Source organism: Allorhizobium sp. NPDC080224 (genome assembly GCF_050281005.1).
Classification (GTDB): domain Bacteria; phylum Pseudomonadota; class Alphaproteobacteria; order Rhizobiales; family Rhizobiaceae; genus Allorhizobium.
On sequence record NZ_JBNNWJ010000002.1, the window covers coordinates 17,589 to 43,511 of the forward strand.

21 protein-coding genes are annotated in these 25,923 nt (G+C 61.6%); 16 read left to right on the forward strand and 5 right to left on the reverse strand.

The features are described from left to right. The first annotated feature begins 16 nt into the window (after positions 1–16). Genes hisA through coaA form a run of 4 tightly spaced genes read left to right on the forward strand, consistent with a single transcriptional unit; the run spans position 17 to position 2,870 of the window. Positions 17–751: a 1-(5-phosphoribosyl)-5-[(5-phosphoribosylamino)methylideneamino]imidazole-4-carboxamide isomerase gene (gene hisA / locus ACQKP1_RS18435; RefSeq protein WP_427276499.1), complete on the forward strand. Its 735-nt coding sequence runs from the start codon at positions 17–19 to the stop codon at positions 749–751. A 10-nt stretch (positions 752–761) separates the two neighbouring features. After that, a complete protein-coding gene (gene hisF / locus ACQKP1_RS18440; RefSeq protein WP_427276500.1) occupies positions 762–1,538 on the forward strand; it encodes an imidazole glycerol phosphate synthase subunit HisF in 777 nt (258 codons plus the stop codon). Positions 1,539–1,554: 16 nt separating this feature from the next. Next, positions 1,555–1,878: a phosphoribosyl-ATP diphosphatase gene (locus tag ACQKP1_RS18445; protein ID WP_427276501.1), complete on the forward strand. Its 324-nt coding sequence runs from the start codon at positions 1,555–1,557 to the stop codon at positions 1,876–1,878. Further along, positions 1,875–2,870, forward strand: a complete 996-nt coding sequence (gene coaA, locus ACQKP1_RS18450; protein WP_427276502.1) for a type I pantothenate kinase — start codon at positions 1,875–1,877, stop codon at positions 2,868–2,870. The genes ACQKP1_RS18445 and coaA overlap by 4 nt, the downstream gene beginning before the upstream one ends. 15 nt (positions 2,871–2,885) lie before the next feature. Here coaA and ACQKP1_RS18455 read toward each other — a convergent pair whose 3' ends face one another. From ACQKP1_RS18455 to ACQKP1_RS18465, 3 genes are all read right to left on the reverse strand, one after another. Beyond that, complete coding sequence (locus tag ACQKP1_RS18455; RefSeq protein WP_427276503.1) at positions 2,886–3,515, reverse strand: alpha-ketoglutarate-dependent dioxygenase AlkB family protein; 630 nt, start codon at positions 3,513–3,515, stop codon at positions 2,886–2,888. Between the two features lie 2 nt (positions 3,516–3,517). Further along, positions 3,518–3,952, reverse strand: coding sequence for an alternative ribosome rescue aminoacyl-tRNA hydrolase ArfB (gene arfB / locus ACQKP1_RS18460; RefSeq protein ID WP_427276504.1), 435 nt, complete (start codon positions 3,950–3,952; stop codon positions 3,518–3,520). 113 nt (positions 3,953–4,065) lie between these two features. Further along, on the reverse strand, positions 4,066–5,676 hold the full coding sequence (locus tag ACQKP1_RS18465) for a phosphoenolpyruvate carboxykinase (RefSeq protein WP_427276505.1): 1,611 nt from the start codon (positions 5,674–5,676) through the stop codon (positions 4,066–4,068). Positions 5,677–6,016: 340 nt separating this feature from the next. On the opposite strand from ACQKP1_RS18465, the gene ACQKP1_RS18470 reads away from it, so the two are divergent. From ACQKP1_RS18470 to trxA, 12 genes are all read left to right on the forward strand, one after another. Next, positions 6,017–6,742: a response regulator transcription factor gene (locus ACQKP1_RS18470; RefSeq protein ID WP_006724182.1), complete on the forward strand. Its 726-nt coding sequence runs from the start codon at positions 6,017–6,019 to the stop codon at positions 6,740–6,742. A 52-nt stretch (positions 6,743–6,794) separates the two neighbouring features. Beyond that, positions 6,795–8,576 carry a stimulus-sensing domain-containing protein gene (locus ACQKP1_RS18475; protein WP_427276506.1) on the forward strand — a complete coding sequence of 594 codons (1,782 nt, stop codon included), beginning with the start codon at positions 6,795–6,797 and terminating at the stop codon, positions 8,574–8,576. Next, entirely contained in the window at positions 8,573–9,043 is a 471-nt protein-coding gene (locus ACQKP1_RS18480) for an HPr kinase/phosphorylase (protein WP_427276507.1), read from the forward strand. The genes ACQKP1_RS18475 and ACQKP1_RS18480 overlap by 4 nt, the downstream gene beginning before the upstream one ends. A 105-nt stretch (positions 9,044–9,148) precedes the next feature. Next, on the forward strand, positions 9,149–9,550 hold the full coding sequence (locus ACQKP1_RS18485) for a PTS sugar transporter subunit IIA (protein WP_006724185.1): 402 nt from the start codon (positions 9,149–9,151) through the stop codon (positions 9,548–9,550). Then, the gene (locus ACQKP1_RS18490; RefSeq protein ID WP_203018785.1) at positions 9,547–9,834 is read left to right on the forward strand and encodes an HPr family phosphocarrier protein; all 288 of its coding nucleotides are present in this window, start codon (positions 9,547–9,549) and stop codon (positions 9,832–9,834) included. The genes ACQKP1_RS18485 and ACQKP1_RS18490 overlap by 4 nt, the downstream gene beginning before the upstream one ends. 160 nt (positions 9,835–9,994) lie before the next feature. Then, positions 9,995–11,392: an adenosylhomocysteinase gene (gene ahcY, locus ACQKP1_RS18495; protein WP_427276508.1), complete on the forward strand. Its 1,398-nt coding sequence runs from the start codon at positions 9,995–9,997 to the stop codon at positions 11,390–11,392. Positions 11,393–11,632: 240 nt separating this feature from the next. Next, positions 11,633–14,173: an ATP-binding protein gene (locus ACQKP1_RS18500; RefSeq protein WP_427276509.1), complete on the forward strand. Its 2,541-nt coding sequence runs from the start codon at positions 11,633–11,635 to the stop codon at positions 14,171–14,173. Next, positions 14,170–15,699, forward strand: a complete 1,530-nt coding sequence (gene tsaE, locus ACQKP1_RS18505; RefSeq protein WP_427276510.1) for a tRNA (adenosine(37)-N6)-threonylcarbamoyltransferase complex ATPase subunit type 1 TsaE — start codon at positions 14,170–14,172, stop codon at positions 15,697–15,699. The genes ACQKP1_RS18500 and tsaE overlap by 4 nt, the downstream gene beginning before the upstream one ends. Before the next feature lie 4 nt (positions 15,700–15,703). After that, positions 15,704–16,438, forward strand: a complete 735-nt coding sequence (locus ACQKP1_RS18510) for a nucleotidyltransferase family protein (RefSeq protein WP_427276511.1) — start codon at positions 15,704–15,706, stop codon at positions 16,436–16,438. Between the two features lies 1 nt (position 16,439). Next, entirely contained in the window at positions 16,440–19,628 is a 3,189-nt protein-coding gene (gene addB, locus ACQKP1_RS18515; RefSeq protein ID WP_427276512.1) for a double-strand break repair protein AddB, read from the forward strand. Next, positions 19,621–23,178 carry a double-strand break repair helicase AddA gene (gene addA / locus ACQKP1_RS18520; protein WP_427276513.1) on the forward strand — a complete coding sequence of 1,186 codons (3,558 nt, stop codon included), beginning with the start codon at positions 19,621–19,623 and terminating at the stop codon, positions 23,176–23,178. Before addB ends, addA begins: the two co-directional genes overlap by 8 nt. Positions 23,179–23,253: 75 nt before the next feature. Next, positions 23,254–23,574 (forward strand): thioredoxin, encoded by a 321-nt coding sequence (gene trxA, locus ACQKP1_RS18525; protein WP_006724193.1) that lies wholly within the window; start codon positions 23,254–23,256, stop codon positions 23,572–23,574. Between the two features lie 51 nt (positions 23,575–23,625). Here trxA and ACQKP1_RS18530 read toward each other — a convergent pair whose 3' ends face one another. Both ACQKP1_RS18530 and accD read right to left on the reverse strand, forming a co-directional pair. Continuing rightward, entirely contained in the window at positions 23,626–24,966 is a 1,341-nt protein-coding gene (locus ACQKP1_RS18530; RefSeq protein WP_427276514.1) for a bifunctional folylpolyglutamate synthase/dihydrofolate synthase, read from the reverse strand. A gap of 40 nt (positions 24,967–25,006) precedes the next feature. Beyond that, positions 25,007–25,915, reverse strand: coding sequence for an acetyl-CoA carboxylase, carboxyltransferase subunit beta (gene accD, locus ACQKP1_RS18535; protein WP_427276515.1), 909 nt, complete (start codon positions 25,913–25,915; stop codon positions 25,007–25,009). Between the last annotated feature and the right edge of the window lie 8 nt (positions 25,916–25,923).

Below are 25,923 nucleotides of genomic sequence, written 5' to 3' on the forward strand. Positions count from 1 at the left end.
GGGCACGGATAGCCTCATGATCCTTTTTCCCGCCATCGACCTCAAGGACGGCCAGTGCGTTCGCCTCAAGCTGGGCGATATGGAGCAGGCGACCGTCTATAATGCCGATCCAGCCGCGCAGGCACGCTCCTTCGAAGACCAGGGCTTCGAATGGCTGCATGTCGTCGATCTCAACGGAGCCTTTGCCGGTGAAAGCGTCAATGGCGCTGCCGTCGATGCGATCCTGAAGGCGACAAAGAACCCCGTGCAGCTCGGCGGCGGCATTCGCACGCTCGACCATATCGAGAACTGGCTGTCGCGTGGACTATCGCGCGTTATCCTCGGTACGGTTGCCGTACGTGATCCGGCGCTTGTCATCGAAGCCTGCAAGCGCTTCCCTGGCAAGGTCGCCGTCGGTATCGACGCCAAGGGCGGCAAAGTCGCCGTCGAAGGCTGGGCGGAAGCCTCCGAACTCGGCGTGATCGAACTCGCGCAGCGTTTCGAAGGCGCCGGCGTGGCGGCCATCATCTATACCGACATCGACCGCGACGGGATCCTGACCGGTATCAACTGGGCCTCGACGTTGGAGCTTGCCGCTGCCGTTTCGATCCCGGTGATCGCTTCCGGCGGTCTCGCCTCAATCGAAGACATCAAGCGTATGCTGGAACCGGATGCCGGGAAGCTCGAAGGTGCGATTTCTGGGCGCGCGCTCTATGATGGGCGCATTGACCCTGCAGAAGCGCTTGATCTGATCAAGGCTGCGAGAGGCTGAGGACGAGACCATGACACTCAAGGCCCGCGTGATCCCCTGCCTCGACGTCAAGGACGGCCGCGTCGTCAAGGGCGTCAACTTCGTCGATCTCATCGATGCCGGTGACCCGGTCGAGGCGGCCAAGGCCTACGATGCAGCCGGTGCCGACGAGCTCTGCTTCCTCGACATCACCGCATCCTCGGACAATCGCGACACGATCTTTGACGTGGTCGCCCAGACGGCCGATCATTGCTTCATGCCGCTGACGGTCGGCGGTGGCGTTCGCGCGGTTGCCGATATCCGCAAGCTCTTGCTCTGTGGCGCGGACAAGGTGTCGATCAATTCGGCAGCGGTGAAGAACCCCGATTTCGTCGCAGAAGCCGCCGACAAGTTCGGCAATCAGTGCATCGTCGTGTCGATCGATGCGAAGAAGGTATCTGGCTCCGGCGAAGCGGATCGCTGGGAGATCTTCACCCATGGCGGCCGTCAGCCGACCGGGATCGATGCGGTCGAATTCGCGGTGAAGATGGTCGAGCGCGGCGCCGGCGAACTTCTGGTCACCTCCATGGACCGCGACGGCACAAAAAGCGGTTACGATATCGGCCTCACCCGCACGATCGCGGACAGCGTACGCGTGCCGGTCATTGCTTCGGGCGGCGTCGGCAACCTCGATGATCTGGTCGCCGGTATTCGCGATGGCCATGCGACGGCGGTCCTCGCCGCCTCGATCTTCCACTTCGGCACCTATTCGATTGCAGAGGCAAAGGCCCATATGGCCGCAGCCGGCATCGCCATGCGTCTCGACTGACGCGGAAGGACCCGTGATGAGTAGTTTCACCCTTGCCGATCTCGAAGCCATTGTAGCGAGCCGGGCCCAGGCGGATCCGAGCCAGTCCTGGACCGCGAAACTCATGGCAGGCGGCCAGGACAAGGCTGCAAAGAAACTCGGAGAAGAGGCGATCGAGGCTGTGATGGCTGCGGTCAGGCAAGATCGCGAAAACCTCGTCTACGAGAGCGCGGACCTCCTCTATCACCTGATGGTCGTATTGAAAATTGCTGACATCCCTTTACAAGCGGTGATGCAGGAACTCGAGCGCCGGACGGCTCAGACAGGCCTGAGCGAAAAGGCCAGTCGGCAGGATCCATGACGATAGCTATGCGGGACTCCGAAACGCCAGACGTCCTCGACCATTTCCAGGCGAACGGCTATTCCCCTTACCATTTCTTCGACAGCGAGGAATGGGCGCATTTCCGCGCCGATACACCTCTGACGCTGACAGCCGACGAAGTGAAACGGCTTCGCTCGATCGACGACCCGATCGATCTCGACGAAGTCAGGCGGATCTATCTGTCGCTGTCGCGCCTACTGTCGTCACATGTCGAATCCTCCCAGCTGCTGTTTGAGCAGCGCAACCGCTTCCTCAGCCTGTCGGACGTCTTTAAGACGCCCTTTGTGATCGGCATTGCCGGGTCTGTCGCGGTTGGAAAGTCCACGACAGCGCGTGTTCTGAAAGAACTGCTTGCACGCTGGCCGTCGAGCCCGAAGGTCGACCTCGTCACCACCGACGGCTTCCTGTATCCTAACGCGCATCTGGTGAAGAATGGGATCCTGAACCGCAAAGGCTTTCCCGAAAGCTACGACGTAGGTGCGCTTCTGCGCTTCCTGTCGGCGATCAAGGCGGGACTGCCGAACGTCAAGGCACCCTGCTATTCGCACCTGACCTATGACGTGCTGCCAAACGAGTACCGGGTGGTCGACCGACCTGACATCCTGATCTTCGAGGGTATCAACGTCCTGCAGTCACGCAATCTGCCGGCAGACGGCAAGATCGTGCCGATGGTCTCGGATTTCTTCGATTTTTCGATCTATATCGACGCGGACGAGAACGCGACCCACCGCTGGTATGTCGACCGCTTCATGAAACTGCGGCAGACCGCGTTCCGCGATCCGAACTCCTACTTCCATCGCTATGCGACCATCAGCGAAGACGAGGCCAAGGAAATCGCGGAGGGGCTCTGGACGAATATCAACCTGAAGAACCTCAGGGAAAACATCCTGCCCACGCGTCCCCGTGCCGATCTGATCCTGCGCAAGGGTGACAACCACCTCGTTGAGACGGTTGCGCTCAGAAAACTGTAAGCGATCGATCGCCGGCTATGGATTGACCCGGCGAAGCGTCAGATTGATGCGCCCACCCGACTTCAGAAGGGTGGAGGTGCCGGGATAGATGCGGTCTACCCCGTGGAAGCAGAGACGCCCCTCGCCTCCCAGCAAGAAAACGTCGCCGCTTTCCAGCTTCAGCGATCGGGTGCGATCCGTCCGTGCCAAGCCGCCAATGCGAAACAGGCAGGTATTGCCGAGTGAGATCGACAGCACCGGTGCCGCGAACTCCGTTTCGTCGCGGTCCTGATGCAGGCCCATCTTGGCATCGTCAGCATAAAAATTGACGAGACAGGCCTCGGGGTCTTTCGGATAACCCGAGAGTTCACGCCAGAGATCGAGGAGAGTTTGCGGGATCGCCGGCCAGGGCTTGCCTGTCATCGGGTGGGTGGGCTGATAGCGATAACCGCGCTCCTTGTCCGTCACCCAGCCGAGCGGCCCGCAATTCGTCATCCGGACAGACATGGGCCTGCCGGAGCCAGGCATGACCGGCACGTAGAGCGGTGCATCGGTCACGACACCGCGAATGATCTCGATAAGGTTTTCCTGTTCTTCACGCCCCAGCCGGCCAGGCAGGTAACGAAGACCGGATGAGAGGCCGATCTCGGCTTTCGCACCAGTCATTCTCAATCTCCCAGCGGCTTGCTGCGCATCTTCTTCACATCCGAGCGGCCGGATTTCTCCTTGAGACGCCGTTCCACTGAACCTCTGGTCGGCTTTGTCTTCTTGCGCGGCGGCGGTGGCGGCTTCGCGGCTTCGAGGAGCAATTCCTTCAGCCGTTCACGCGCATCTTCGCGGTTGCGATCCTGGCTGCGGAAGCGGCTCGCCTCGATCATCAGCACGCCTTCCTTCGACAGGCGCTTGCCGGCGAGTTTCGCCGCGTTCTGTTTGACGCGATCGTTGAGCGCCGGAGATCCAAGCAGATTGAAGAAAAGCTGAACGGCAGTGGAGACCTTGTTGACGTTCTGGCCGCCAGGGCCGCCGGCCAGCACGAATTGCTCCGTCAATTCCCAGCCGGCTATCGTGATGCGGTTGTTGATCTCGAGTGGTTCGCTTGCCATGTCATCGGTCTCTTTGTCAGGTCTCCATATCGGCCGTGACCAGGGCAAAGGCAAGCCGGAAGCAGAAAAGGCCCGGCAGCAAAGCTACCGGGCCTTCTCAGGAATTCAGTCGTTCATTCCGCAGCCAGGCGAATTCCCGGGGCCGCATCTCGAACCTTGCCGTCGACATGGGCTTCGAACTTGGCGAAGTTGTCGATGAACATGCCGACCAGCTTCTTAGCCTGCGCGTCGTAGGCCGCACCATCGTCCCAGGTCGAACGCGGATCGAGGATCTTCGTGTCAACGCCGGCGACAGCGACCGGAACGGCGAAGCCGAAGTTCGCATCCGTGCGCATCTCGGCCTTCTTCAGCTCGCCGGTCAGAGCGGCTGTCAACAGAGCGCGGGTCGCCTTGATCGGCATGCGATTGCCGATGCCATAGGCTCCGCCGGTCCAGCCGGTGTTGACCAGCCAACAATCGACCCGGTGGCGGGCGATCAGATCACGCAGCAGGTTGCCGTATTCGGTCGGATGGCGCGGCATGAAGGGCGCGCCGAAGCATGTCGAGAAGGTCGCTTCCGGCTCGGTCACGCCCTTTTCAGTGCCGGCTACCTTGGCGGTATAGCCGGACAGGAAGTGGTACATGGCCTGTTCCGGCGTGAGCTTCGCGATCGGCGGCAGAACGCCGAAGGCATCCGCCGTCAACATGATGATCGTCTTCGGATGCGGCGCGATTCCGGTTTCCGACGCATTCGGGATGAAATGCAACGGATAGGCGCAACGGGTGTTTTCCGTCAGCGAACCATCGTCGAAGTCGGGCACGCGGTTCTCGTCGAGCACGACGTTTTCCAGCACGGTGCCGAAACGCTTCGTGGTCGCGTAGATTTCCGGCTCGGCTTCGGCAGAGAGACGGATCGTCTTGGCGTAGCAGCCACCTTCGAAGTTGAAGATGCCGTTTTCGCCCCAGCCATGCTCGTCGTCACCGACCAGCGTGCGCTTGGGGTCCGCCGAGAGCGTGGTCTTGCCGGTGCCGGACAGGCCGAAGAAGACAGCCGCATCGCCATCGGGGCCGACATTTGCCGAGCAATGCATCGGCATGACGCCCTTCGACGGCAGCAGGTAGTTGAGTACGGTGAAAACAGACTTCTTCATTTCACCGGCATAGGATGTGCCGCCGATGAGGACGATGCCATTGGTCAGGTCGCAGGCAATGACGGTTTCGGTGCGGCAGCCATGGCGGGCCGGATCGGCGCGGAAGCTCGGCAGATCGATGATCGTCAGCTTCGGCAGGAATCCTTCCAAGGCGTCACGCTCGGGGCGAATCAGCAGATTGCGGATGAAGAGCGAGTGCCAAGCGAATTCGGTCACGACCCGCGTTGGCAAGGCGTTATCCGCGTCGGCGCCGCCGATAAGGTCCTGAACGAAAAGATCGCGGCCTGCGGCATGGGCCAGCATGTCCTGGTGAAGCACGGCAAAATGTTCCGGGGACATCGGCTTGTTGTTGTCCCACCAGATCTGGTCGTCCGTCTTGTCGTCGCGGACGACGAACTTGTCCTTGGCAGAACGGCCGGTGTGCTGACCGGTCAGCGCGCGAAGTGCACCATCTGCGGTCAGCTCCGCCTCTCCGCGACGGATCGCCTCTTCATAAAGAGCCGCTTCCAGGAAGTTGTAGCGAACGCTGGCAGCCTTCCCCAAGCCGATTTCCGAGATCCCCGCAGCCGGGTTCCTCACGCCGAATTCCTCCATGGTCCGCTTTCCTCTCACATCGGCCAGAACTTTGAATGAGCGAAACCTAAACGGCAGAGCGGCAAAATGCAAGGCAACATCGAGAAAAATATAATGATATCAATTATTTAATCGATTTAAAACAGCAAACGCTCATTTTAAATCGTTTAGTTCCGCTTCCATTCCGCTATCAACGGGAGCCGTGAAGGACGGAAAAAGACGGACGAACCAAAATCCGCTATCCCTGCCCCTTCCCCTCTGCCACAATTTGTTCCACCTTTATCCCCATATCGCACTGCCATGGAACCAGAGCTGGGCTGGACAGACCAGGAGCAGCGCAACGATGACGGAGACGTACCCTATGCAGACGATCGCCCTCGTGGATGACGACCGCAATATTCTGACTTCGGTTTCGATCGCACTCGAAGCGGAAGGTTATAAGGTCGAAACCTACACCGATGGCGCCTCGGCTCTCGATGGTCTTCTGGCCCGACCGCCACAGCTCGCCATCTTCGACATCAAGATGCCGCGCATGGATGGCATGGAGCTGCTGCGCCGCCTGCGCCAGAAGTCCGACATCCCGGTGATCTTCCTGACCTCCAAGGACGAGGAAATCGACGAGCTCTTCGGCTTGAAGATGGGCGCCGACGATTTCATCACCAAGCCCTTTTCGCAGCGGCTGCTCGTAGAGCGAGTCAAGGCAATCCTGCGACGGTCTGCAAGCCGCGAGAGCTTTGCGGCGGGTAATGGCCCTGCCAAGGGCAGCCCCGAGCAACAGGCCCGCACGCTGGAGCGCGGACAGCTGGTGATGGACCAGGAACGTCACACCTGCACCTGGAAGGGTGATCCGGTGACGCTGACCGTAACCGAATTTCTCATCCTGCAGTCGCTGGCGCAGCGCCCCGGCGTGGTCAAGAGCCGCGACGCCCTGATGGATGCGGCCTATGACGAGCAGGTCTATGTTGATGACCGCACGATCGACAGCCACATCAAGCGGCTGCGCAAAAAGTTCAAGATGGTCGATACCGACTTCGACATGATTGAAACGCTTTACGGTGTCGGCTACCGCTTCCGCGAAGCAGCGTAAGATCCCGTTGTAGCGGCCCTGGTGGCTGACGAGACGGGCGAAAGGCAAAGGTTTGACCCAGCAGGTTGACGAGGGACATCTGGAGGAGACGGATTCCGGCTCCGAGCAGCGTCGGCTGTTCAGCCATCCCTTCACGCTCATCCGCCGGATCTTCGGCCATGCGCTGTTTTCCAGCCTGACGCGCCGAATTGTCTTCTTCAACCTCGCGGCGCTCATCGTGCTCGTCGGCGGCATCATGTATCTCAACCAGTTCCGCGAGGGACTGATCGATGCGCGCGTCGAAAGCCTTCTCACCCAAGGCGAGATCATCGCGGCGGCTGTCTCGGCATCCGCCTCCGTCGACACCAACTCGATCACCATCGATCCGGAGAAACTGCTCGAGCTGCAGGCCGGACAGAGCATAACGCCGGTTCCGAACGACGAGGATCTCGAGTTTCCGATCAATCCCGAGCGCGTGGCACCCGTGCTGCGGCGTTTGATATCGCCGACGCGCATTCGGGCCCGACTCTTCGATGCCGATGCCAACCTGCTGCTTGATTCGCGGCATCTCTATTCCCGCGGCCAGGTGCTGCGCTTCGACCTGCCGCCGGTCGACAATGATTCCACCAGCTTTACCGACTGGATCACCCGCCTTTTCAATACGATCCTGCAGCCCGGCAATCTGCCGGTCTATCGCGAAGCGCCGGGCGGTGATGGCTCGATCTATCCCGAGGTCATGAACGCGCTGACCGGTGTGCGCGGTGCGGTGGTACGCGTAACCGACCAGGGGGAGCTCATCGTCTCTGTCGCAGTACCGGTACAGCGCTCCCGCGCCGTGCTTGGTGTGCTCCTGCTTTCGACCCAGGCAGGCGACATCGACAAGATCGTCCATGCGGAACGCCTCGCCATCCTGCGGGTGTTCGGGGTGGCGACCCTTGTCAACATCGTCGTGTCGCTGCTCTTGTCCTCCACCATCGCCAACCCGCTGCGCCGCCTCTCGGCTGCCGCCATCCGTGTTCGCCGTGGCGCAAAGGAGCGTGAGGAAATCCCTGATTTCTCCATCCGGCAGGACGAGATCGGCAACCTTTCCATCGCGCTTCGCGAAATGACGACAGCACTCTACGACCGCATCGATGCGATCGAGAGTTTCGCCGCCGATGTCAGCCACGAACTGAAGAACCCGCTGACCTCGCTGCGTTCGGCCGTCGAAACCCTGCCACTCGCCAAGACAGACCAGTCCCGGCAGCGGCTGATGGATATCATCCAGCATGACGTGCGCCGTCTCGACCGTCTGATCAGTGACATCTCGGACGCTTCGCGTCTCGACGCGGAACTGGCGCGCTCGGATGCAAAGCCCGTGGATCTTGAGATCCTTGTGTCCAGCCTCGTCGACATCTCCAGGGAAATCCGCAGTGGCAAGAAGGCGGTTCAGATCGACTATGTGATCGATCAGAAACCCGGATCGAACCAGCATTTCGTCGTGCACGGGCATGACCTGCGTCTCGGACAAATCGTTACCAATCTGATCGAGAATGCACGGTCCTTCGTGCCAGAAGACAGCGGCCGGATCCTCGTCAAACTGTCCCGCAATCGCACGCGCTGCCAGATCCAGGTGGAGGACAACGGGCCTGGCATTCAGGCCGAGGACATCGACCGCATCTTCGAACGCTTCTATACCGACCGACCCGAGGGTGAGAGCTTTGGCCAGAATTCCGGTCTCGGACTATCGATCAGCCGACAGATCGCCGAGGCCCATGGCGGCACCCTGCGGGCCGACAACGTCATGGACCCGGCATCGGGCCGCATCACCGGCGCCCGCTTCGTCCTGTCCCTGCCCGTAGAAACTGCGGCATGACGGGCGAGACCCACAACATCCACGCGACGGCGATCAGCGTCGATGGTTTCGGCTTGGCATTTGTCGGGCCATCGGGCAGCGGCAAGTCGAACCTTGCTTTCGATTGCCTAGCAGAAGCCAGGCTCGCCAACATTCCGGCTGCGCTCATCTCGGATGACCGTGTCATCGTATCGCTTGAGAACGGCCAGGTCTTTGCCTCCTGCCCCGAACCGATCCGCGGCCTGATCGAACTCCGGTATAGCGGTATCGTCTCCGTCGATCATGTGGACCGCGCCGAACTGAGCTATATCGTGCTGCCGGTCGGCGCGGATGAAAGACATCGGTTGCCGCCGGACGACGAGCAAGCCGAGCTTGTCGCGGGACTTAGCCTTCCGGTCGTCAGGGTGCCGATGTGGAGCCGTTTTCCACTCAGCCTGATATTGGCGCGTATTCGAAGCCTTGCAGCGAACCGGCAATTTACACGCTGATTTGGCTTGCACTTCCCGCTTTGATCGACAAGATGGCGTCCTACTGATGGACGAAACGCCAATCTTGAGCTATTTGGCGAGAATTGCGCTAAGGGGCAGTAGAGAATGATCGGACTTGTGCTTGTCACGCATGGCAAGCTGGCTGAAGAGTTTCACCACGCGGTGGAGCACGTCGTAGGCCCACAGAAATGCATCGAGACCGTCTCGATCGGCCCCGAAGATGACATGGATCAGCGTCGTCAGGACATTCTTGATGCCGTGTCACGTGCAGACGATGGCCATGGCGTTATCATTCTGACCGACATGTTCGGTGGTACGCCTTCGAACCTCGCGATCTCCGTGATGAACACCGGCCGCATCGAAGTGATCGCCGGGGTCAATCTCCCGATGCTGATCAAGCTTGCCGGCGTTCGCGGCGACAACGACATGGATCGCGCCCTTGTCGAGGCCTCCGAGGCTGGGCGCAAATACATCAATGTTGCAAGCCGCGTCTTGAGTGGCAAATGACTGCTATGGCCGACGCAATCTCCCGCGATCTCCTGATCATCAACAAGCGCGGATTGCATGCGCGCGCGTCCGCGAAGTTCGTGCAGACTGTCAGCGGGTTCGATGCGACCGTCAGCGTCTCCAAGGACGGAACGACTGTCGGCGGCACCTCGATCATGGGATTGATGATGCTGGCGGCAAGCCCGGGCTGCTCGATCTGCGTCTCGGCATCCGGCAATCAGGCCGAGGACGTGGTGAACGCACTCGCCGCCCTGGTCGCGGACCGCTTTGGTGAAGAGATGTAAAGCATCGCGACATAAAGACATAAAGACTTCTTTATGTCAGATTGCCTTTGCCGCCATTCCCTGCTAGAAGATCGCCAGCCCTGCAGCCTTGACTGCGGGAGAGCCAGTTAATCCATCCGCCATGAGATGCGGATCGGGTCGGATCCAGCCGGAGAATCCCATGAGCAAACATGACTATGTGATCGCTGATATCGGTCTTGCCGATTTCGGCCGCAAAGAAATCAGCATCGCTGAAACCGAAATGCCGGGCCTGATGGCCTGCCGCGAAGAATTCGGCGCGAGCCAGCCGCTGAAGGGTGCGCGGATCACCGGTTCGCTGCATATGACGATCCAGACTGCCGTTCTGATCGAAACGCTCGTAGCGCTGGGCGCAGATGTCCGTTGGGCATCGTGCAACATCTTCTCCACCCAGGACCACGCTGCCGCTGCCATCGCTGCTGCCGGCATCCCGGTCTTTGCGATCAAGGGCGAGTCGCTCACCGATTACTGGGAATACACCGACAAGATCTTCCAGTGGACCGATGGCGGCTTCTCCAACATGATCCTCGATGATGGCGGCGATGCCACCATGTACATTCTGCTCGGCGCCCGCGCCGAAGCCGGCGAGGACGTTCTTTCCAATCCGCAGTCGGAAGAAGAAGAAATCCTGGTTGCGCAGATCAAGAAGCGTCTCGCCGCTTCGCCTGGCTGGTTCACCAAGCAGCGCGATGCGATCAAGGGTGTCACCGAAGAAACCACCACCGGCGTGCACCGCCTTTATGAACTCGCCAAGAAGGGTCTCCTCCCCTTCCCGGCCATCAACGTCAACGACTCGGTCACCAAGTCGAAGTTCGACAACAAGTATGGCTGCAAGGAATCGCTGGTCGACGGCATTCGCCGCGGTACCGACGTGATGATGGCCGGCAAGGTCGCTGTCGTCTGCGGCTACGGCGACGTCGGCAAGGGTTCGGCCGCTTCGCTGCGCGGCGCCGGCGCCCGCGTCAAGGTCACGGAAGTCGATCCGATCTGCGCCCTGCAAGCGGCCATGGACGGCTTTGAAGTGGTCACGCTGGAAGACGTCGTCTCCTCGGCTGACATCTTCATCACCACGACCGGCAACAAGGACGTCATCCGCATCGAGCATATGCGCGAGATGAAGGACATGGCGATCGTCGGCAACATCGGCCACTTCGACAACGAGATTCAGGTCGCTTCGCTGAAGAACCTGCGTTGGACGAACATCAAGCCGCAGGTCGACATGATCGAGTTCCCGAAGGGTAACCGCATGATCCTCTTGTCTGAGGGTCGTCTCTTGAACCTCGGCAATGCAACGGGTCACCCGTCCTTCGTCATGTCGGCATCGTTCACCAACCAGGTTCTCGGCCAGATCGAACTCTTCGCCAAGACCGACGAGTACAAGCCGGGCGTCTACGTCCTGCCGAAGCACCTCGACGAAAAGGTCGCTCGCCTGCACCTCGAAAAGCTCGGCGTGAAGCTGACCACGCTTTCTGACGAACAGGCCTCCTATATCGGCGTCACACCGCAGGGTCCGTTCAAGGCAGAACACTACCGCTATTAAAATATAGCTGGATAATATCTACATCTAGTGGGCGGCGCCTTGACAAAGGCGCCGCTTTCTTTTTTGGGCGCTGGCCTTCCCGACCCTATCCATCGAAGGTATTGTTTTAGGACTTGATTCGTGAACTGCACGAGCGGTCCGCGGATACGGATGTCTTGTCGACGATGCGGCACATAATAAGACGGAGACAGACCGAGAATGTCGGTAGATCAACGCGCCCCGCGTCAGCGGGATACGGCCATGACGGCCGGTTTTTCGAGCCTCTGGCGGCCAGTTTCTGAGCAGAAATACGGGAAGCTTCGCAAGCTGACCCATCGTCCCGGCCTGTCCGTGACGAGGCGTGTTCTGTCGTGCGGAAGTGCACTCGCAAGTCTGTTTGTTCCGGGCCTTGCCCATGCGCAGGCTACCAATGCCATGCGCGGCTTCAACAGCATCGACGTCGCCGGATATGCGGTGCTTCTCGGTTCGGTTTCGGCCGCCCTGATCTTCGCGGCTGTTCTCCTGCGTCAGCGCAACAAACTCGATGGTGAAGTGCGTGAACTACGCTCCGCCTATTCGGACAGCCAGCAGAAGATCTCGCGCTATCAGACGCTGATTGCCGACAAGAACCGCCGCACGGTGATCTGGGAAGGCCACAACGGCCGGGCCGAGCTTCTCGGACAGCTTCCGGCGGAGACGGGTGCTCCCCAGCAGGATCCGGACTTTCTGGCGTTCGGACGCTGGCTGAAGCCGCATTCCGCCAGTGAGGTGGAGCGCGCAATCGAGGCACTCCGGCTGAACGCCAAGTCTTTCGATCTCGTGGTCGAGACCCAGCGCGGAGACGTTCTGGAGGTTCAGGGCAATCTCTACGGTGGCCGCGCCTATGCGCATTTCGTGGCGCTGGACAACCTGCGCGCCGAACTCGCCGAACTCAAGATCGAACGCAACCGCTTGCGAAGCTCGATTGCGACCTTCGAATCACTGCTCGATTCGATCGAACAGCCGGTCTGGCAGAGGGACAGCGACGGGCGTCTCGTCTGGGTGAACCAGGCCTATAGCGATGCCGTCGAATCCACATCACCGCAACAAGCAGTGCAAGAAGGACGCGAGATCCTCGGCACTCTGACGCGCGAGAAGATCAAGGCTTCCGCAACGCCGGAATCACCGTTCCACGATACCGTTTCGACCGCCGTCCGCGGCGCACGCACCTTCTTCGACGTCGTCGATGTGCGGGGTCCCGGCGGCTCCTGCGGCATGGCGATCGACGTGTCCTCCTCCGAGACACTCAGGGAGGAACTTGCGCGGACGCTCAAGAGCCACGCCGATACGCTCGATCATCTCGCAACCCCGGTTGCGATCTTCGACTCTGATCGTCGCCTGCAGTTCTACAATCAGGCTTTCCTCCAGCTCTGGGGTCTCGAGACCAAGTTCCTCGAGAGCCGGCCGGATCATGCCGAACTGCTTGATCGCCTTCGCGATGCACACAAATTGCCCGAGCAGCTGAGCTGGAAGGCCTGGAAAGACAATTGCCTTTCTGTCTACCGTGCGCTCGAAACCCAGACCGACCTGTGGCACCTTCCCAACGGCCAGACGCTGCGCGTGATCGCCTCCGCGCACCCACAAGGCGGTGCGACCTGGGTCTTTGAAAACCTGACCGAACAGTTCAATCTGGAAACCCGCTACAACACGCTGGTCCAGGTGCAGGGCGAAACCATCGACCATCTGTCGGAGGGTGTTGCCGTGTTCGGGCCCGATGGCCGAATCCAGCTCTCCAACCCCGCCTTCCGGGCGCTGTGGGGCATCACCGAGAGCCAGGCTGCGGTCGGCACACATATCCGTCTGCTCGAAGCCGCCTGTGCGCCGTCCTATGACAAGCCGGACGGCTGGAAGGCCTACGGCAAGATGATCACCAGCTTCGAGGACGAACGTCCTTCGAGCCAGGGGACTCTCGAACTCTATTCCGGCCTGGTGCTCGACTATGCAGTGACGCCACTGCCCAACGCACAGACCATGCTGACCTTCGTCAACATGACGGACAGTGTCCGGGCGGAAAGGGCTCTCAAGGAGAAGAACGAAGCGCTGCGGAAGGCCGACGAGCTGAAGAACGATTTCGTTCAGCATGTCTCCTACGAACTGCGCTCGCCGCTGACCAACATCATCGGCTTCACCGATCTTCTGAAGACACCGACGATCGGTCCACTCAACGAGCGGCAGGCCGAGTACATCGATCACATCTCGACGTCGTCTTCCGTCCTACTGACCATCGTCAACGACATCCTCGATCTCGCGACCGTGGATGCCGGGATCATGCAGCTCGACTATTCGGAGATCGATCTGAGCGACCTGCTCGACGATGTCTCGATGCAGATGACCGACCGGCTGCAGGAAGGCAGCGTGACGCTCGAGATTGCGGCCCCTGCCCTGCTCGGTCACCTGATCGCAGACCGGCAGCGGTTGAAACAGATCCTCATCAAGATACTGACAAACGCCGTCAATTTCGCACCCGAAGGCAGCGTTGTCTCCATGAAATGCTGGCGCGATGGTACCGACTTCTCGTTCTCGGTCAGCGACAGCGGCTGCGGCATGAGCGCCGATCTTCTTTCCTCTGCATTCGATCGATTTTCGACGAGCGCCAAGGGTGGAAAGCGCAGCGGACCAGGTCTTGGCCTTTCAATCGTCCAGAGCTTCGTCAATCTCCACAAGGGTGACGTCAAGATCGAGAGCGAGCCCGGTCAGGGAACCACGGTTCATTGCCGCATTCCCAATGCCAGCATACCGCAGATGATCGCCGCCGCAGAATGAACCCCGAGCCGTCCCCGCTTGTCGTTCACCTCGCCGATGATGCCGCAACGGCACTGTTCGGCGAGGATCTGTTGCTGGCACTTCAGATCGGCGATTGCGTCGCGCTTGACGGTGATCTCGGGGCCGGCAAATCGACTTTGAGCCGGGCATTCATCCGCGCGCTCGCCGGTGATCCCGATCTCGAAGTGCCGAGCCCGACATTCACGCTCGTTCAGAATTACGACCTCAGCATTCCTGTCGCCCACTTCGACCTTTACCGGCTCTCCGATCCGAGCGAATTGGATGAACTGGGCCTGGAAGAGGCCTTGGCCGATGGCATATGCCTCGTCGAGTGGCCGGGCAAGGCAGGCCGCGCGCTTCCGAAAAACCGGATCGAGATCGAGTTTCAATTCGCATCCGATGGCGGGCGAAATCTGGTTATCCGCGCGCCAGAGGCAAAACTGGCCCGGCTTGGCCGCGTGGATGAAATCCGTCGCTTCCTGAAGAAGAACAGATACGGAGATGCCCACCGACGGCATTTGACGGGCGACGCTTCCAACCGGGCCTATGAGCACGTCTATCCTGCCGACGGCAGTGCCCGCCTCGTCCTGATGGATGCGCCCAAGCGGCCAAACGGTCCGCCAATCCGCGACGGCAAGCCCTATTCGCAGCTCGTGCATCTGGCCGAGGATGTGCGTCCCTTCGTCGCCATCGGGCAGGCATTGAGAGAGCGCGGCTTTGCCGCTCCCGAAGTCCTGGTACAGGATTTCGACTCAGGTCTGTTGCTTCTCGAAGATCTCGGTGAAGACAGCGTGCTGGACACTCAGGGCAAACCGATCGCCGAGCGCTATCGGGCCAGTGCTGTCTGCCTGGCCGACATTCATGACACGCCCTTCGATCGGGAGATCGTCATCCCCGGTGGTCACCGCCACACCATCCCGGATTTCGACCGCGCGGCGATGAAGTTCGAGGTCGAACTGCTTCTCGACTGGCACCTGCCCTGGAAACGTGACGGGCAACCGGCGACGGCCCAAGAGCGCTCGCGCTATCTCGCCATCTGGGATCAGCTGATTGACGAGCTGGCCGATGCTGACATCTCCATCGTGATGCGGGACTTTCATTCGCCGAACATCATCTGGCGGGACGACCGCGAGGGCCATGACCGGGTCGGCCTTATCGATTTTCAGGACGCGATGATTGGTCCCTCGGCCTATGATCTCGTCTCGCTGGTGCAGGATGCGCGGGTCACCATCGAGCGGCCGCTGATGGATCAGCTGATGGCCGACTATCTGACTGCGCGCGCCAAGAAACCGGATTTCAACGAGGCGGCATTCCTGAAAAGCTGGGCGATCATGTCGGCGCAGCGCGCCTGCAAGCTGAACGGGCTCTGGGTGCGACTGAAGGAACGGGATGGCAAGCCGGGCTATATGCGCCATCTTCCCCGCACACTCTGGCACTTGAGCGTCGCTTTCGAACATCCTGTGCTCGCCCCCTTGCGGAACTGGTGCATAGAGGCTGGAATCGAGCTTCCCGAATCACCGGCCTGAGCAAATGATCATCAGACAAGCCATGGTGCTCGCGGCCGGACTCGGCACGCGGATGCGCCCCATTACAGAGACGACCCCGAAGCCGTTGGTCCGCATCGGGGATAAGCCGATGATCGACTACGTGCTCGACGCGCTCGTAGACGCCGGCGTCGAGACCGTTGTCGTCAACGTGCATCATCATGCCGACCAGATGGAGGCTCACCTCGCCACGGAGACGCGGGCCGAGATCCGGATCTCGAACGAACGGGAGCGGTTGATGGATTCGGGCGGTGGTCTGGCCAAGGGCCTCAAGCTGCTCGACCAGGACCAGCCGGCACTCGTCATGAATGCCGACCTGTTCTGGGTCGGGGAACGCGACGATGAGCCAAGCAATCTTATCCGCCTGGCGCAGCAGTTCGATCCCTCCCGGATGGACATCGCGATGCTCTGCGTCGAGCAGGAACGGACCACGGGGCATAACGGCAAGAACGATTTCTCGATGGCGGATGACGGTCGGCTGACCCGCTATGTCTCCGGCGCATCAAACCCGGTTGTCTATGCCGGGGCTCTCGCGCTGATGCCGCATCTCTTCGACGACGCGCCGGATGGCCCCTTCAACCTCAACATCTATTTCGATCGTGCGATTGCCGCTAATCGGCTGTTCGGCACCGGCCTCAATGGTCAATGGCTGACGGTCGGAACGCCTGACGCGATCGCACCTGCCGAATCCGTGGTGGCCCGATACGGCGGGAACCGTTGAGATGGTGAGCAAGGCGCCGCGTCTGCTGACGATCCCTCCGGGCCGGCCCTTTCTCAGGACGCTGACGGAAGCGCTGCTCGACGGTCGATTGACCGACAGTTTTCGCTACGACCCTGTGGATCCGCTTCCTCTGGCAGGGGTCACTCTGCTGGTTCCGACCCGGCGCGCAGCCCGCGTGTTGCGGTCGGAGTTCGTCGACCTGCTTGGTGGTCGCGCGGCGATCCTTCCCGATATTCGCACGCTGGGTGAAACGGACGACGACAGCGGCTTCTTCGATCTCGATGCACCGCAGCTGATGGATCTTGCCCCGCCGGTGAGCGGCACAGTCATGCTTCTGGAACTCGCCCGGCTGATCCTCGCCTGGCGCAACCAGTTGCCGGAGATCGTCCGATCAATCCATTCGGACACGCCGCTCGTCGCACCCGCGAGCCCAGCGGATGCCGTCTGGCTGGCTCGGGCGCTGGTCGAACTGATCGAAGCCGCCGAGACGGAAGGCTGCGACTGGAAGGATCTCGAAAAGCTGCAATCAGCGGATTTCGGCTCCTGGTGGCAGCTGACTCTGGAGTTTCTGAAGATCGCGACCCAGTTCTGGCCTGTACGGCTGCAGGAACTGGTGCGGTCATCACCGGCCCGTCACCGCGACGCCGTGCTCCGGGCCGAGGCGGAGAGATTCCGCAGACAGGGTGCTTCCGGTCCCGTCATCGTTGCGGGCTCCACCGGCTCGATCCCGGCAGCGGCCGAACTGATTGCCGCGATCGCCGAACTCGACCAGGGTGTCGTGGTGCTGCCCGGGCTCGATCTCGACATGCCGGATGAGGACTGGGCGAAACTCAACGACCGCGAGATATCGGTGATCCGTCCAAGCCCTGCCGTGCGCGGACATCCGCAATACGGTCTTGCCCATCTGCTGCGGCATATGAAACTCGAACGCCCCGATGTCCGGGTTCTCGAAACCTCCGATCCGGCGCTCCGGGATCGAGCCGAATTTCTGTCGCGTGCCATGGCACCCGCCGAGGCGACCGACACCTGGAAGGCCTGGCGGCAGGACATTGACGATTCACGTGTGCTCGCGGCATTTCGCGATGTCGCGCTGATCGAGACGGCCAATGAGCGCGAGGAAGCAACAGCCATTGCGATTGCGCTGCGGCTCGGGCTCGAAGAGGCGTCAGACAATCCCGAAAGCCGGGTGGCGCTGATCACGCCCGATCGTGCGCTGGCGCGACGTGTGATGTCCGAACTCGCGCGGTTCGGGATCGAGGCGGATGATTCGGCGGGCACGCCGATGACCGGGACCCAGGCCGCCATGCTGACCCAGGTCGTGGCCGAGGCCTGCCTGCGTCCGGGTGACCCTGTGGCCATCGTCTCGCTCATCAAGCATCCGCTGGCACGGTTCGGCTTCACCGCCGAGGATATGCGCAAGGCTGCCGATGCGCTCGAACGCATCGCGCTGCGTGGGGGCCTGAAAAGCCTCGACCTTGCCGAGATGGAACCTCTCTTTGCGGACGGGCTTGAGGCGCATCTGGCCGACCGCCACAAGCCTCAATGGCGCATCTCGATTGCGCCCGAAGAGATCGAGCTCGCTCGCCTGCTGGCGCGCCGTGTGACGCATGCTGTCGAGCCGCTCGTATCGGCGGTTATCCGCTCGAGCGACGGGCGCGTGCTGTCGCAGACACTGACTGTCAGCGATTGGGCAGAGCGCACGGGTCGGGTTCTTGAAGCCGTCACGGTCGACGAGCGCGGTGACCTTGCCGGTCTCTGGGGCGATGCGGCAGGCGAGGCTCTGGCGCGGCTTCTCGCCGAAGTTCTGGAGACGGATGGGCAGATCGAGGCGGACGGTGCGCAATGGGTGGATATCCTGACCGCGCTGATGGCAGGCCAGGCGGTGAAGCCGCGGGCCATGCGGCATCCGCGCGTCTTCATCTTCGGCACGCTCGAAGCACGCCTGCAGAATGTCGACATGATGGTGATCGGCGGCATGAACGAAGGGAGCTGGCCCGGCCAGACCAAGAACAACCCCTTCCTGTCGCGCGTCATGAAGACCGAAGTCGGGCTTGAGCCGCCGGAACGGCAGATCGGCCAGGTGGCGCATGACTTCCAGATGGCCTGCGGCACGCGGAAACTGATTTTCTCGCGTTCGCTGCGACAAGGATCTGCGCCGACGGTTGCCTCGCGCTGGCTCCAGCGTTTGATGGCGCTCGGCGGCACCCTGCTGGAAGACGAGATGCGAAAGCGCGGCCAGATCTACCGGCGTTACGCCGATCTCATCGACCAGGGCGAGAACCAGGCTCCGGCTCAGCGCCCCGCACCGCGCCCTCGCGTCGAACTGCAGCCGCGCTCCTTCAGCTTTTCAGAAGTCGGTCGCTTCCGGCGGGATCCCTATTCGATCTATGCGCGGCGAATCCTGCGTCTTGATCCCGTCGATCCCTTCAACCAGGATCCGGGGGCTGCCGAACGCGGGACGCTCTATCACCGGATCGTCGAGCGCTTCATCCGCGAGGACCATGATCCGGCCCGGCTGGACGCGCTCGATATCCTGCACCGGATCACCGACGAGGAGTTTCTGGAGGAAGCCCTGCCGCTGCATATCGACATCGTCTGGCGCCAACGCTTCTACAGTGTCGCCTCGGCCTTTCTCGATTGGGAGCGGCAGCGGAGGCCGGAGATCAAGCGATCACTGACGGAAGTCAGGGGCAATGTGCTGCTCCGGCCCGTCGATATCACCATCAGCGGGATCGCCGACCAGATCGATATCCGGGGGGGCGGATTCGCCGACATCATCGACTACAAGACGGGGCTCAATCCGAGCGCCAACCAGGCGCGCAGCCTGCTCGACCCGCAATTGGCTCTCGAAGCTGCAGCCCTTCTCCAAGGCGCCTTCAAGCCCGCCGGAGACATGAAGCCGCTCAACCTTGTCTATGTCCGTCTGCGACCCGGCGATCGTTTTTCGGCCGACCAGGTGAACAACGAGATGGCGACGCGGGGCGACAACAAGAAGTCTGCGCTTGAGCTTGCCACGCAATCTGTCGACGAGCTCGGCGGCTTCGTCCAGGCGCTGCAGAGCGGCGAGCGCGGTTATGTCTCCCGTCTCATCCCGGCCGAACAGAACGCCTATGGCGGCGAATATGACCATCTGGCCCGCGTCGCGGAGTGGTCGACGGCGGAAGCCGAGGAAGGAGCCGGCCATGAGTGATCAGCGCTTTGCCCTGGACGAGCTACCGACCGGCAGCGATCCCGCCGCCTGGCTCGGCTGGACCACGCTTGCCCAGTCGCGCGCATCCCATCCCGGCCAATCGGCCTGGGTGTCGGCGAATGCCGGCTCCGGCAAGACGCATGTGCTGACGCAGCGGGTGATCCGGCTGCTGCTCGCCGGCGCCCGCCCCTCGTCCATCCTCTGCCTGACCTATACCAAGGCTGCGGCGTCCGAAATGTCGAACCGCGTCTTCGAGCGGCTGGCGGAATGGGCAACGCTGGATGACCTCGAACTTGCCAAGCGGATTGCGGCCATCGAACAGAGGGAGCCGGATCGCGCGACGCTTGCGGCCGCACGGCGGCTCTTTGCCAAGGCTCTGGAAACACCGGGTGGCCTGAAGATCCAGACGATCCACGCCTTCTGCGAAGCGCTGCTGCACCAGTTTCCCCTGGAGGCCAATGTCGCCGGGCATTTCAACGTGCTCGACGATCGGGCCGCCGTCACGGTTCTTGCCGAAGCACGGCGATCGCTGCTGACGGCGACGTCGACTGAGAACGATGCAGCGCTCGCCGAAGCCTTCTCGCAGGTCTTGAGCATTGCCGACGAAAGCGGGCTCGAAGGCTTGATTGCAGATACCGTGGCCAACCGCCATGCTGTCAGGGACTTCCGGCAGCGGGCGGAACGGACGGGTGGCCTTGATGCGACGCTGCGGAAGAGTCTTGGTATCGGCCCGCTGGAGAGCGAGACCAGCCGTGCCGACGACTACTGGCCGCTTGCCGGTTTGTCGGGTGGCAATTTCAGCCGCTACATCCAGCTTGCCCTCGAAAAGGGTGGCGAGAAGGTGCGGGCCGTCGCGGAAGTGCTGGAACGGGCGCTGGTGGAGGCGGATCCGCTGGCGCGCGCGAAGCTTCTGGACCAGGCTTTCCTGACGGCGCAGGAGGCGCCCAAGGCCGACAGCTCGCTGATTGCCGCCGCCATGACCAAGGTCGCGCCGGATCTCAAGGATGCCGTGATTGCGGCCCGCGACCACGTGGTCGCCATGCGGGACAGGCTGCGGATTTTCCGCATGTATGAGGCGACGCGGTCGGCGCTGACGCTCGCTGTCCGTCTCGACACCGACTACGAGGAACTAAAAAAGCGGCGCTCGCAGCTCGATTTCGAGGACCTGATCGTCCGCACCGCCCGACTTCTGACGCGCGGCGATGTCGGCGCCTGGGTGCATTACAAGCTGGACCAGGGCATCGACCACATCCTCGTCGACGAAGCACAGGACACGAGCCCGGTACAATGGGATGTCATCCGGTCGCTGCGCGAGGACTTTTTTACGGGTCTCAGCGCCCGGCCCGGGATCCGCACCTTCTTTGCCGTGGGGGACGAGAAGCAGTCGATCTACTCCTTCCAGGGCGCACGCCCGGAGCAGTTTTCTCAGGAGGCAAGCCAGACTGCGCGCGCGGTCATCGAAAGCGGGCAGAGCTTCAACACAGTGCGCCTGCCGCTGTCCTTCCGCTCGACGCAATCGGTCCTTGCCGCCGTCGATCAGGTCTTCAGCCTGCCGGAAAACAGCCGGGGCCTCAGCGCCGGTGGGGACCCAGTCATCCACCAGTCGAGCCGCATCGGACATCCCGGCACCGTCGACGTCTGGGACATGATCGCAGCCGAACAGCAGGAGAAGGACGAAGACTGGACCGCCCCCTTCGACGCGACGCCGGAAAGTGCGCCCTCCGCCATTCTGGCAAGGCGCGTCGCGCACCAGATCAGCCAGTTGGTCGGACGCGAGACGATCATCGAGAAGGCCAACAAGCGGCTGATCCGCCCGGGCGACATTCTCGTGCTCGTGCGCAAGCGCGACGGCTTCGTCAATGCGCTGACCCGCGCGCTCAAACGCCCATATAACATCCCAGTCGCCGGTGCCGACCGTCTGAAGCTGACAAGCCATATCGCCGTGCAGGACATGTTGGCGCTCGGACGCTTCCTGCTGCTGCCGGGCGACGATCTTTCACTGGCATCGCTATTGAAGAGCCCGCTCTTCAACCACAGCGAAGATGCTTTGATGGACCTCGCGGCCGAGCGGCCTGAAGGACAGAGCCTCTGGTCGAGGATGATGGAGCAGGCTGAGACCGAGGCGGCATGGAAGAAGACATGCGACAGGCTCAATCTGTTTCTCGAACAGGCGCGGGAATTCTCGGTCCATGATTTCTACGCCCGGGTTCTCAGCGTCCATGGAGGCCGGCGGGCCTATCTCGGGCGCCTCGGCTCGGAGGTCAGCGACATCCTCGACGAGTTCCTGACCTTTGCGCTCGCTTTCGAGACCAGCGGCCTGCCCGGCTTGCAATCCTTCGTTTCGACGCTCGAGATGGAAGCGCCGGAGGTCAAGCGCGAGCAGGACAAGGAACGCAACGAAGTCCGGATCATGACGGTTCATGCCTCGAAGGGACTTGAGGCGCCGATCGTGTTCCTGATCGATGGCGGCTCGAAGCCCTTCAATTCGAACCATGTGGCAAAGCTGCGAATCATCGGGACGGCTGAAGGCATGCCCTTCCCGATCTGGGTGCCGTCGAAGTCGCTCGGCAACTCTGTCGCCGCTGCCGACATGGATCAGCGCAAGGAGCAGGCCGAGGAGGAATATCGCCGGCTGCTCTATGTCGCGATGACGCGCGCTGCCGACCGTCTGATCGTTGGCGGCTATCGCGGCGTGCAGGACACGGGCGAGATCTGGCACAAGATGATCGCGCGGGCGCTGAGCGCCGACGAAACGCGCTGCAAACAGGCCGAATTCACCGGGCCGGATGGCAGCTGGGCCGGATTGCGCTGGTCTCTCGGCGAGGCAAATGATGATCTCCCCGTCACGGAAGAGCGCGCTGAGGCTGAGGAGGGCCATAGCCTGCCCTCGACGCTCTGGAACCCGCTGCCGCCCCCGGTCAGCCTGCCGAGACCGCTCAGCCCATCGGGTGCCGGCAGCATCACCGTGGACGAAGACGAGGATGTGCTGACGGCCTCGGCGCTGTTTTCCGCGTCGGAGAAAGCGGATCTCGCCCTCCAGCGCGGGCGGCTCATCCATCGGATGCTGCAGAACCTGCCGGGCTTTCCGGAGGGTGACCGCCGTGAGGCAGCCGAGCGTTATGCGGAACGGGCCGCCCGGTTCTGGCCGGGAGAGCAGCGCCAGCGACTGGTCTCTACCGTCATGGCTGTTCTGGAAGACAAGGCGCTTCACCCACTCTTCGATGCCGGCAGCCGTGCCGAAGTCTCGGTCATGGGGACCATGCGGCTGAAGGGCGAGTTGCGTGCCGTCTCCGGCCGGATCGACCGCATGGCGGTGCTTGGCGACCGGGTGATCATCGCCGACTACAAGACCAATCGAAATCCGCCGCTGGAGGCCGCGCAAGCCCCCCTCTCCCACCGGGTGCAGCTTGCGATCTATCGCGAGATCCTGCAGCCGCTTTATCCCGGCAAACGGATCGAATGCTGGCTAATCTACACGGAAAACGGCAGCCTCATTCCGCTCGATGACAGCCTTCTTAAGCGGTCCCTTGCCGACCTCGAAACATCGTGAGATACCGCATATTGAAATCGCTGCCGCCCGGCATCACATATCTAGTCAATTCCGTATTTATGAAGGGAGAGCCCCATGGCTACCGTTAAAGTCGACAAGTCCAATTTCCAGGCCGAGGTGCTCAACGCTTCCGAACCGGTTGTCGTGGATTTCTGGGCCGAATGGTGCGGCCCGTGCAAGATGATTGCACCGAGCCTCGAAGAAATCTCCAACGAGCTCGCCGGCAAGGTGAAGATCGCCAAGCTCAACATTGATGAGAACCCGGAACTGGCTGCCCAGTTCGGCGTTCGCTCGATCCCGACGCTGGCCGTCTTCAAGGGTGGCGAAGTGGCCGACATTAAGGTGGGTGCAGCCCCGAAGACCGCGCTGTCCAGCTGGATCGCCGGCGCGGCATAAGGCTCACATCATTGACGACTAAAGAAAAAGCCCGGTTTTGCCGGGCTTTTTTCATTTGGGTATGGTGCCGTTTTCAGCGAGCACATTGCCCGCAAGATAGAGCGAGCCGCCAATCATGATGCGCGGCGAAATGCCGCCTTCGCTGCGCTCACGGATGGCATCAAGCGCCTGAGCCAGCGAGCCCATCGGAAGAGCTTTCAAACCGGCCTCTGCTGCAGACTGGGCGAGCGCCACCGGATCGAGGCCGACGTCCGAGCCCAGGATCGGGACGGTGTAGACATTGTGGGCGATATCGACGAAGGCGCGGAAGAAGCCGATCGGGTCCTTGGTATTGATCATGCCGATGACCAGATGCAGCGGCCGCGCCTGGCGTTCTTCCATGGCCGCCATGGCTTCGGCGATCACCTCGCCCGCACCCGGGTTGTGCCCGCCATCGAGCCAGATTTCCGCACCTTGGGGCGCACGCTCCACCAGCCGGCCTTCGGTCAGCCTTTGCAGGCGGCCCGGCCATTCGACCGACAGCATGGCCTTTTCGGCGATCTCTTCCGTGACCGGATAGCCGGCGGCCTTCACGGCGCGGATTGCGGTTGCGGCATTGCCGATCTGGTGGCGACCCGGCAGTCGCGGCAGAGTCAGATCCATCAGACCGAACTCGTCCTGATAGACGAGCCGCCCGAATTCTTCATAGGCGAGGAAATCCTGGGCGAAGACCGCGTGCGGACAGCCGAGGCGTTCGGCCGTGCTGATCAGCACATCCTTGGCGCCGTCGAACTCCTGGTGACCGATAACCACGGGCACGCCGCGCTTCATGATGCCGGCCTTTTCTGCGGCGATCAGTTCGACACGATCGCCGAGATAGGCCTGGTGATCGAGCGAGATCGGCTGAATGATGCAGACAGCGGGCTTTTCGACGACGTTGGTGGCGTCGAAGCGGCCGCCAAGACCGACCTCCAAAACGACGACGTCGGCAGGCTGTTCGGAAAAGAGAATGAATGTCACTGCCGTCAGGATCTCGAAGACGGTGATCGGTTTGCCACCGTTTGCCTCGGCAACGCGGCGAAGGGCATCGGCAAACAGTTCATCATCTACGATCTGCCCGGGGCCACCTTTTACGCCGATGCGATAGCGCTCATGCCAGCGCACGAGATGCGGCGAGGTGTGGACATGGACAGACAGGCCTTGGGCTTCCAGAAGCGCCCGGCAGAAGGCCGAGGCCGAGCCCTTGCCGTTTGTGCCGGCTACATGAATGACCGGCGGCAGCTTCAGATGCGGGTTACCCAGAACCTCAAGGAGGCGGCGGATACGGTCGAGCGAAAGATCATAACCTTTGGGGTGCAGCCCCATGAGTTTTTCGATCTCGGCATCGGCCTGACTGACGATGGGGGCTGTCATCACATTCGTTCCGCGAGCGCGGCCTCACAGAAAACGCGGCTCAGGCCGAGGCCTTCTCGACCGGCTCGGCCACTTTCGCAGGTACGGCCGTGTCGTTCGCAGGGCGCTTGGTCATGATCTTCAGCACACGCGCGAGCGTGTCCGGAATGTCGTGACGCTTGACGACCATGTCGACCATGCCGTGTTCCAGCAGGTATTCCGAGGTCTGGAAGCCCTCCGGCAGCTTCTCGCGGATCGTCTGCTCGATAACGCGCTTGCCGGCAAAGCAGATCTCGGCACCCGGCTCTGCAATATGGAGATCGCCTAGCATGGCATAGGATGCCGTCACGCCACCGGTTGTCGGGTTGGTCAGGACGACGATATAGGGCTGGCCGGCTTCCTTCAGCATGTCGACGGCAACCGTGGTGCGCGGCAGCTGCATCAGCGAGAGGATGCCCTCCTGCATGCGCGCGCCACCCGAAGCCGGGAACATGACGAGCGGGCACTTTTCCTTGATGGCGCGCTCGAAAGCCTTCACGATCGCTTCACCAGCGGCAATGCCAAGCGAACCACCCATGAAGTTGAACTCGTGGACAACAGCGACGAGCTTCAGACCCTGCACTGTGCCAACGCCGGCAACGATCGTGTCTTCCTGATCCGTCTTCACGCGGCTGTCGCGAAGACGGTCGGTGTATTTCTTGGAATCGCGGAACTTCAGAGGATCCTGTGCGACCTTCGGCTGCGGCAGCGCCTCGAACTGGCCACCGTCGAAGAGATCAGTCAGGCGGGCCTTGGCCGGCATCTTCATGTGGTAGCCCGAGGCCGGGATCACCCACTTGTTCTCTTCCAGGTCCTTGTGGAAGACCATCTCGCCCGTTTCCGGGCACTTGATCCAGAGGTTTTCCGGAACTTCGCGGCGACCCAGCATCGAGTTGATGCGCGGGCGCACATAGTTGGTGATCCAGTTCACGCGGCTTA

Excerpts from the sequence above, each read along its gene's own strand:
- hisA (WP_427276499.1), top strand. The coding sequence starts at position 17 with ATGATCCTTTTTCCCGCCATCGACCTCAAGGACGGCCAGTGCGTTCGC.
- hisF (WP_427276500.1), top strand. The coding sequence starts at position 762 with ATGACACTCAAGGCCCGCGTGATCCCCTGCCTCGACGTCAAGGACGGC.
- ACQKP1_RS18445 (WP_427276501.1), top strand. The coding sequence starts at position 1,555 with ATGAGTAGTTTCACCCTTGCCGATCTCGAAGCCATTGTAGCGAGCCGG.
- coaA (WP_427276502.1), top strand. The coding sequence starts at position 1,875 with ATGACGATAGCTATGCGGGACTCCGAAACGCCAGACGTCCTCGACCAT.
- ACQKP1_RS18455 (WP_427276503.1), bottom strand. The coding sequence starts at position 3,515 with ATGACTGGTGCGAAAGCCGAGATCGGCCTCTCATCCGGTCTTCGTTAC.
- arfB (WP_427276504.1), bottom strand. The coding sequence starts at position 3,952 with ATGGCAAGCGAACCACTCGAGATCAACAACCGCATCACGATAGCCGGC.
- ACQKP1_RS18465 (WP_427276505.1), bottom strand. The coding sequence starts at position 5,676 with ATGGAGGAATTCGGCGTGAGGAACCCGGCTGCGGGGATCTCGGAAATC.
- ACQKP1_RS18470 (WP_006724182.1), top strand. The coding sequence starts at position 6,017 with ATGCAGACGATCGCCCTCGTGGATGACGACCGCAATATTCTGACTTCG.
- ACQKP1_RS18480 (WP_427276507.1), top strand. The coding sequence starts at position 8,573 with ATGACGGGCGAGACCCACAACATCCACGCGACGGCGATCAGCGTCGAT.
- ACQKP1_RS18485 (WP_006724185.1), top strand. The coding sequence starts at position 9,149 with ATGATCGGACTTGTGCTTGTCACGCATGGCAAGCTGGCTGAAGAGTTT.
- ACQKP1_RS18490 (WP_203018785.1), top strand. The coding sequence starts at position 9,547 with ATGACTGCTATGGCCGACGCAATCTCCCGCGATCTCCTGATCATCAAC.
- ahcY (WP_427276508.1), top strand. The coding sequence starts at position 9,995 with ATGAGCAAACATGACTATGTGATCGCTGATATCGGTCTTGCCGATTTC.
- ACQKP1_RS18500 (WP_427276509.1), top strand. The coding sequence starts at position 11,633 with ATGACGGCCGGTTTTTCGAGCCTCTGGCGGCCAGTTTCTGAGCAGAAA.
- tsaE (WP_427276510.1), top strand. The coding sequence starts at position 14,170 with ATGAACCCCGAGCCGTCCCCGCTTGTCGTTCACCTCGCCGATGATGCC.
- ACQKP1_RS18510 (WP_427276511.1), top strand. The coding sequence starts at position 15,704 with ATGATCATCAGACAAGCCATGGTGCTCGCGGCCGGACTCGGCACGCGG.
- addB (WP_427276512.1), top strand. The coding sequence starts at position 16,440 with ATGGTGAGCAAGGCGCCGCGTCTGCTGACGATCCCTCCGGGCCGGCCC.
- addA (WP_427276513.1), top strand. The coding sequence starts at position 19,621 with ATGAGTGATCAGCGCTTTGCCCTGGACGAGCTACCGACCGGCAGCGAT.
- trxA (WP_006724193.1), top strand. The coding sequence starts at position 23,254 with ATGGCTACCGTTAAAGTCGACAAGTCCAATTTCCAGGCCGAGGTGCTC.
- ACQKP1_RS18530 (WP_427276514.1), bottom strand. The coding sequence starts at position 24,966 with ATGACAGCCCCCATCGTCAGTCAGGCCGATGCCGAGATCGAAAAACTC.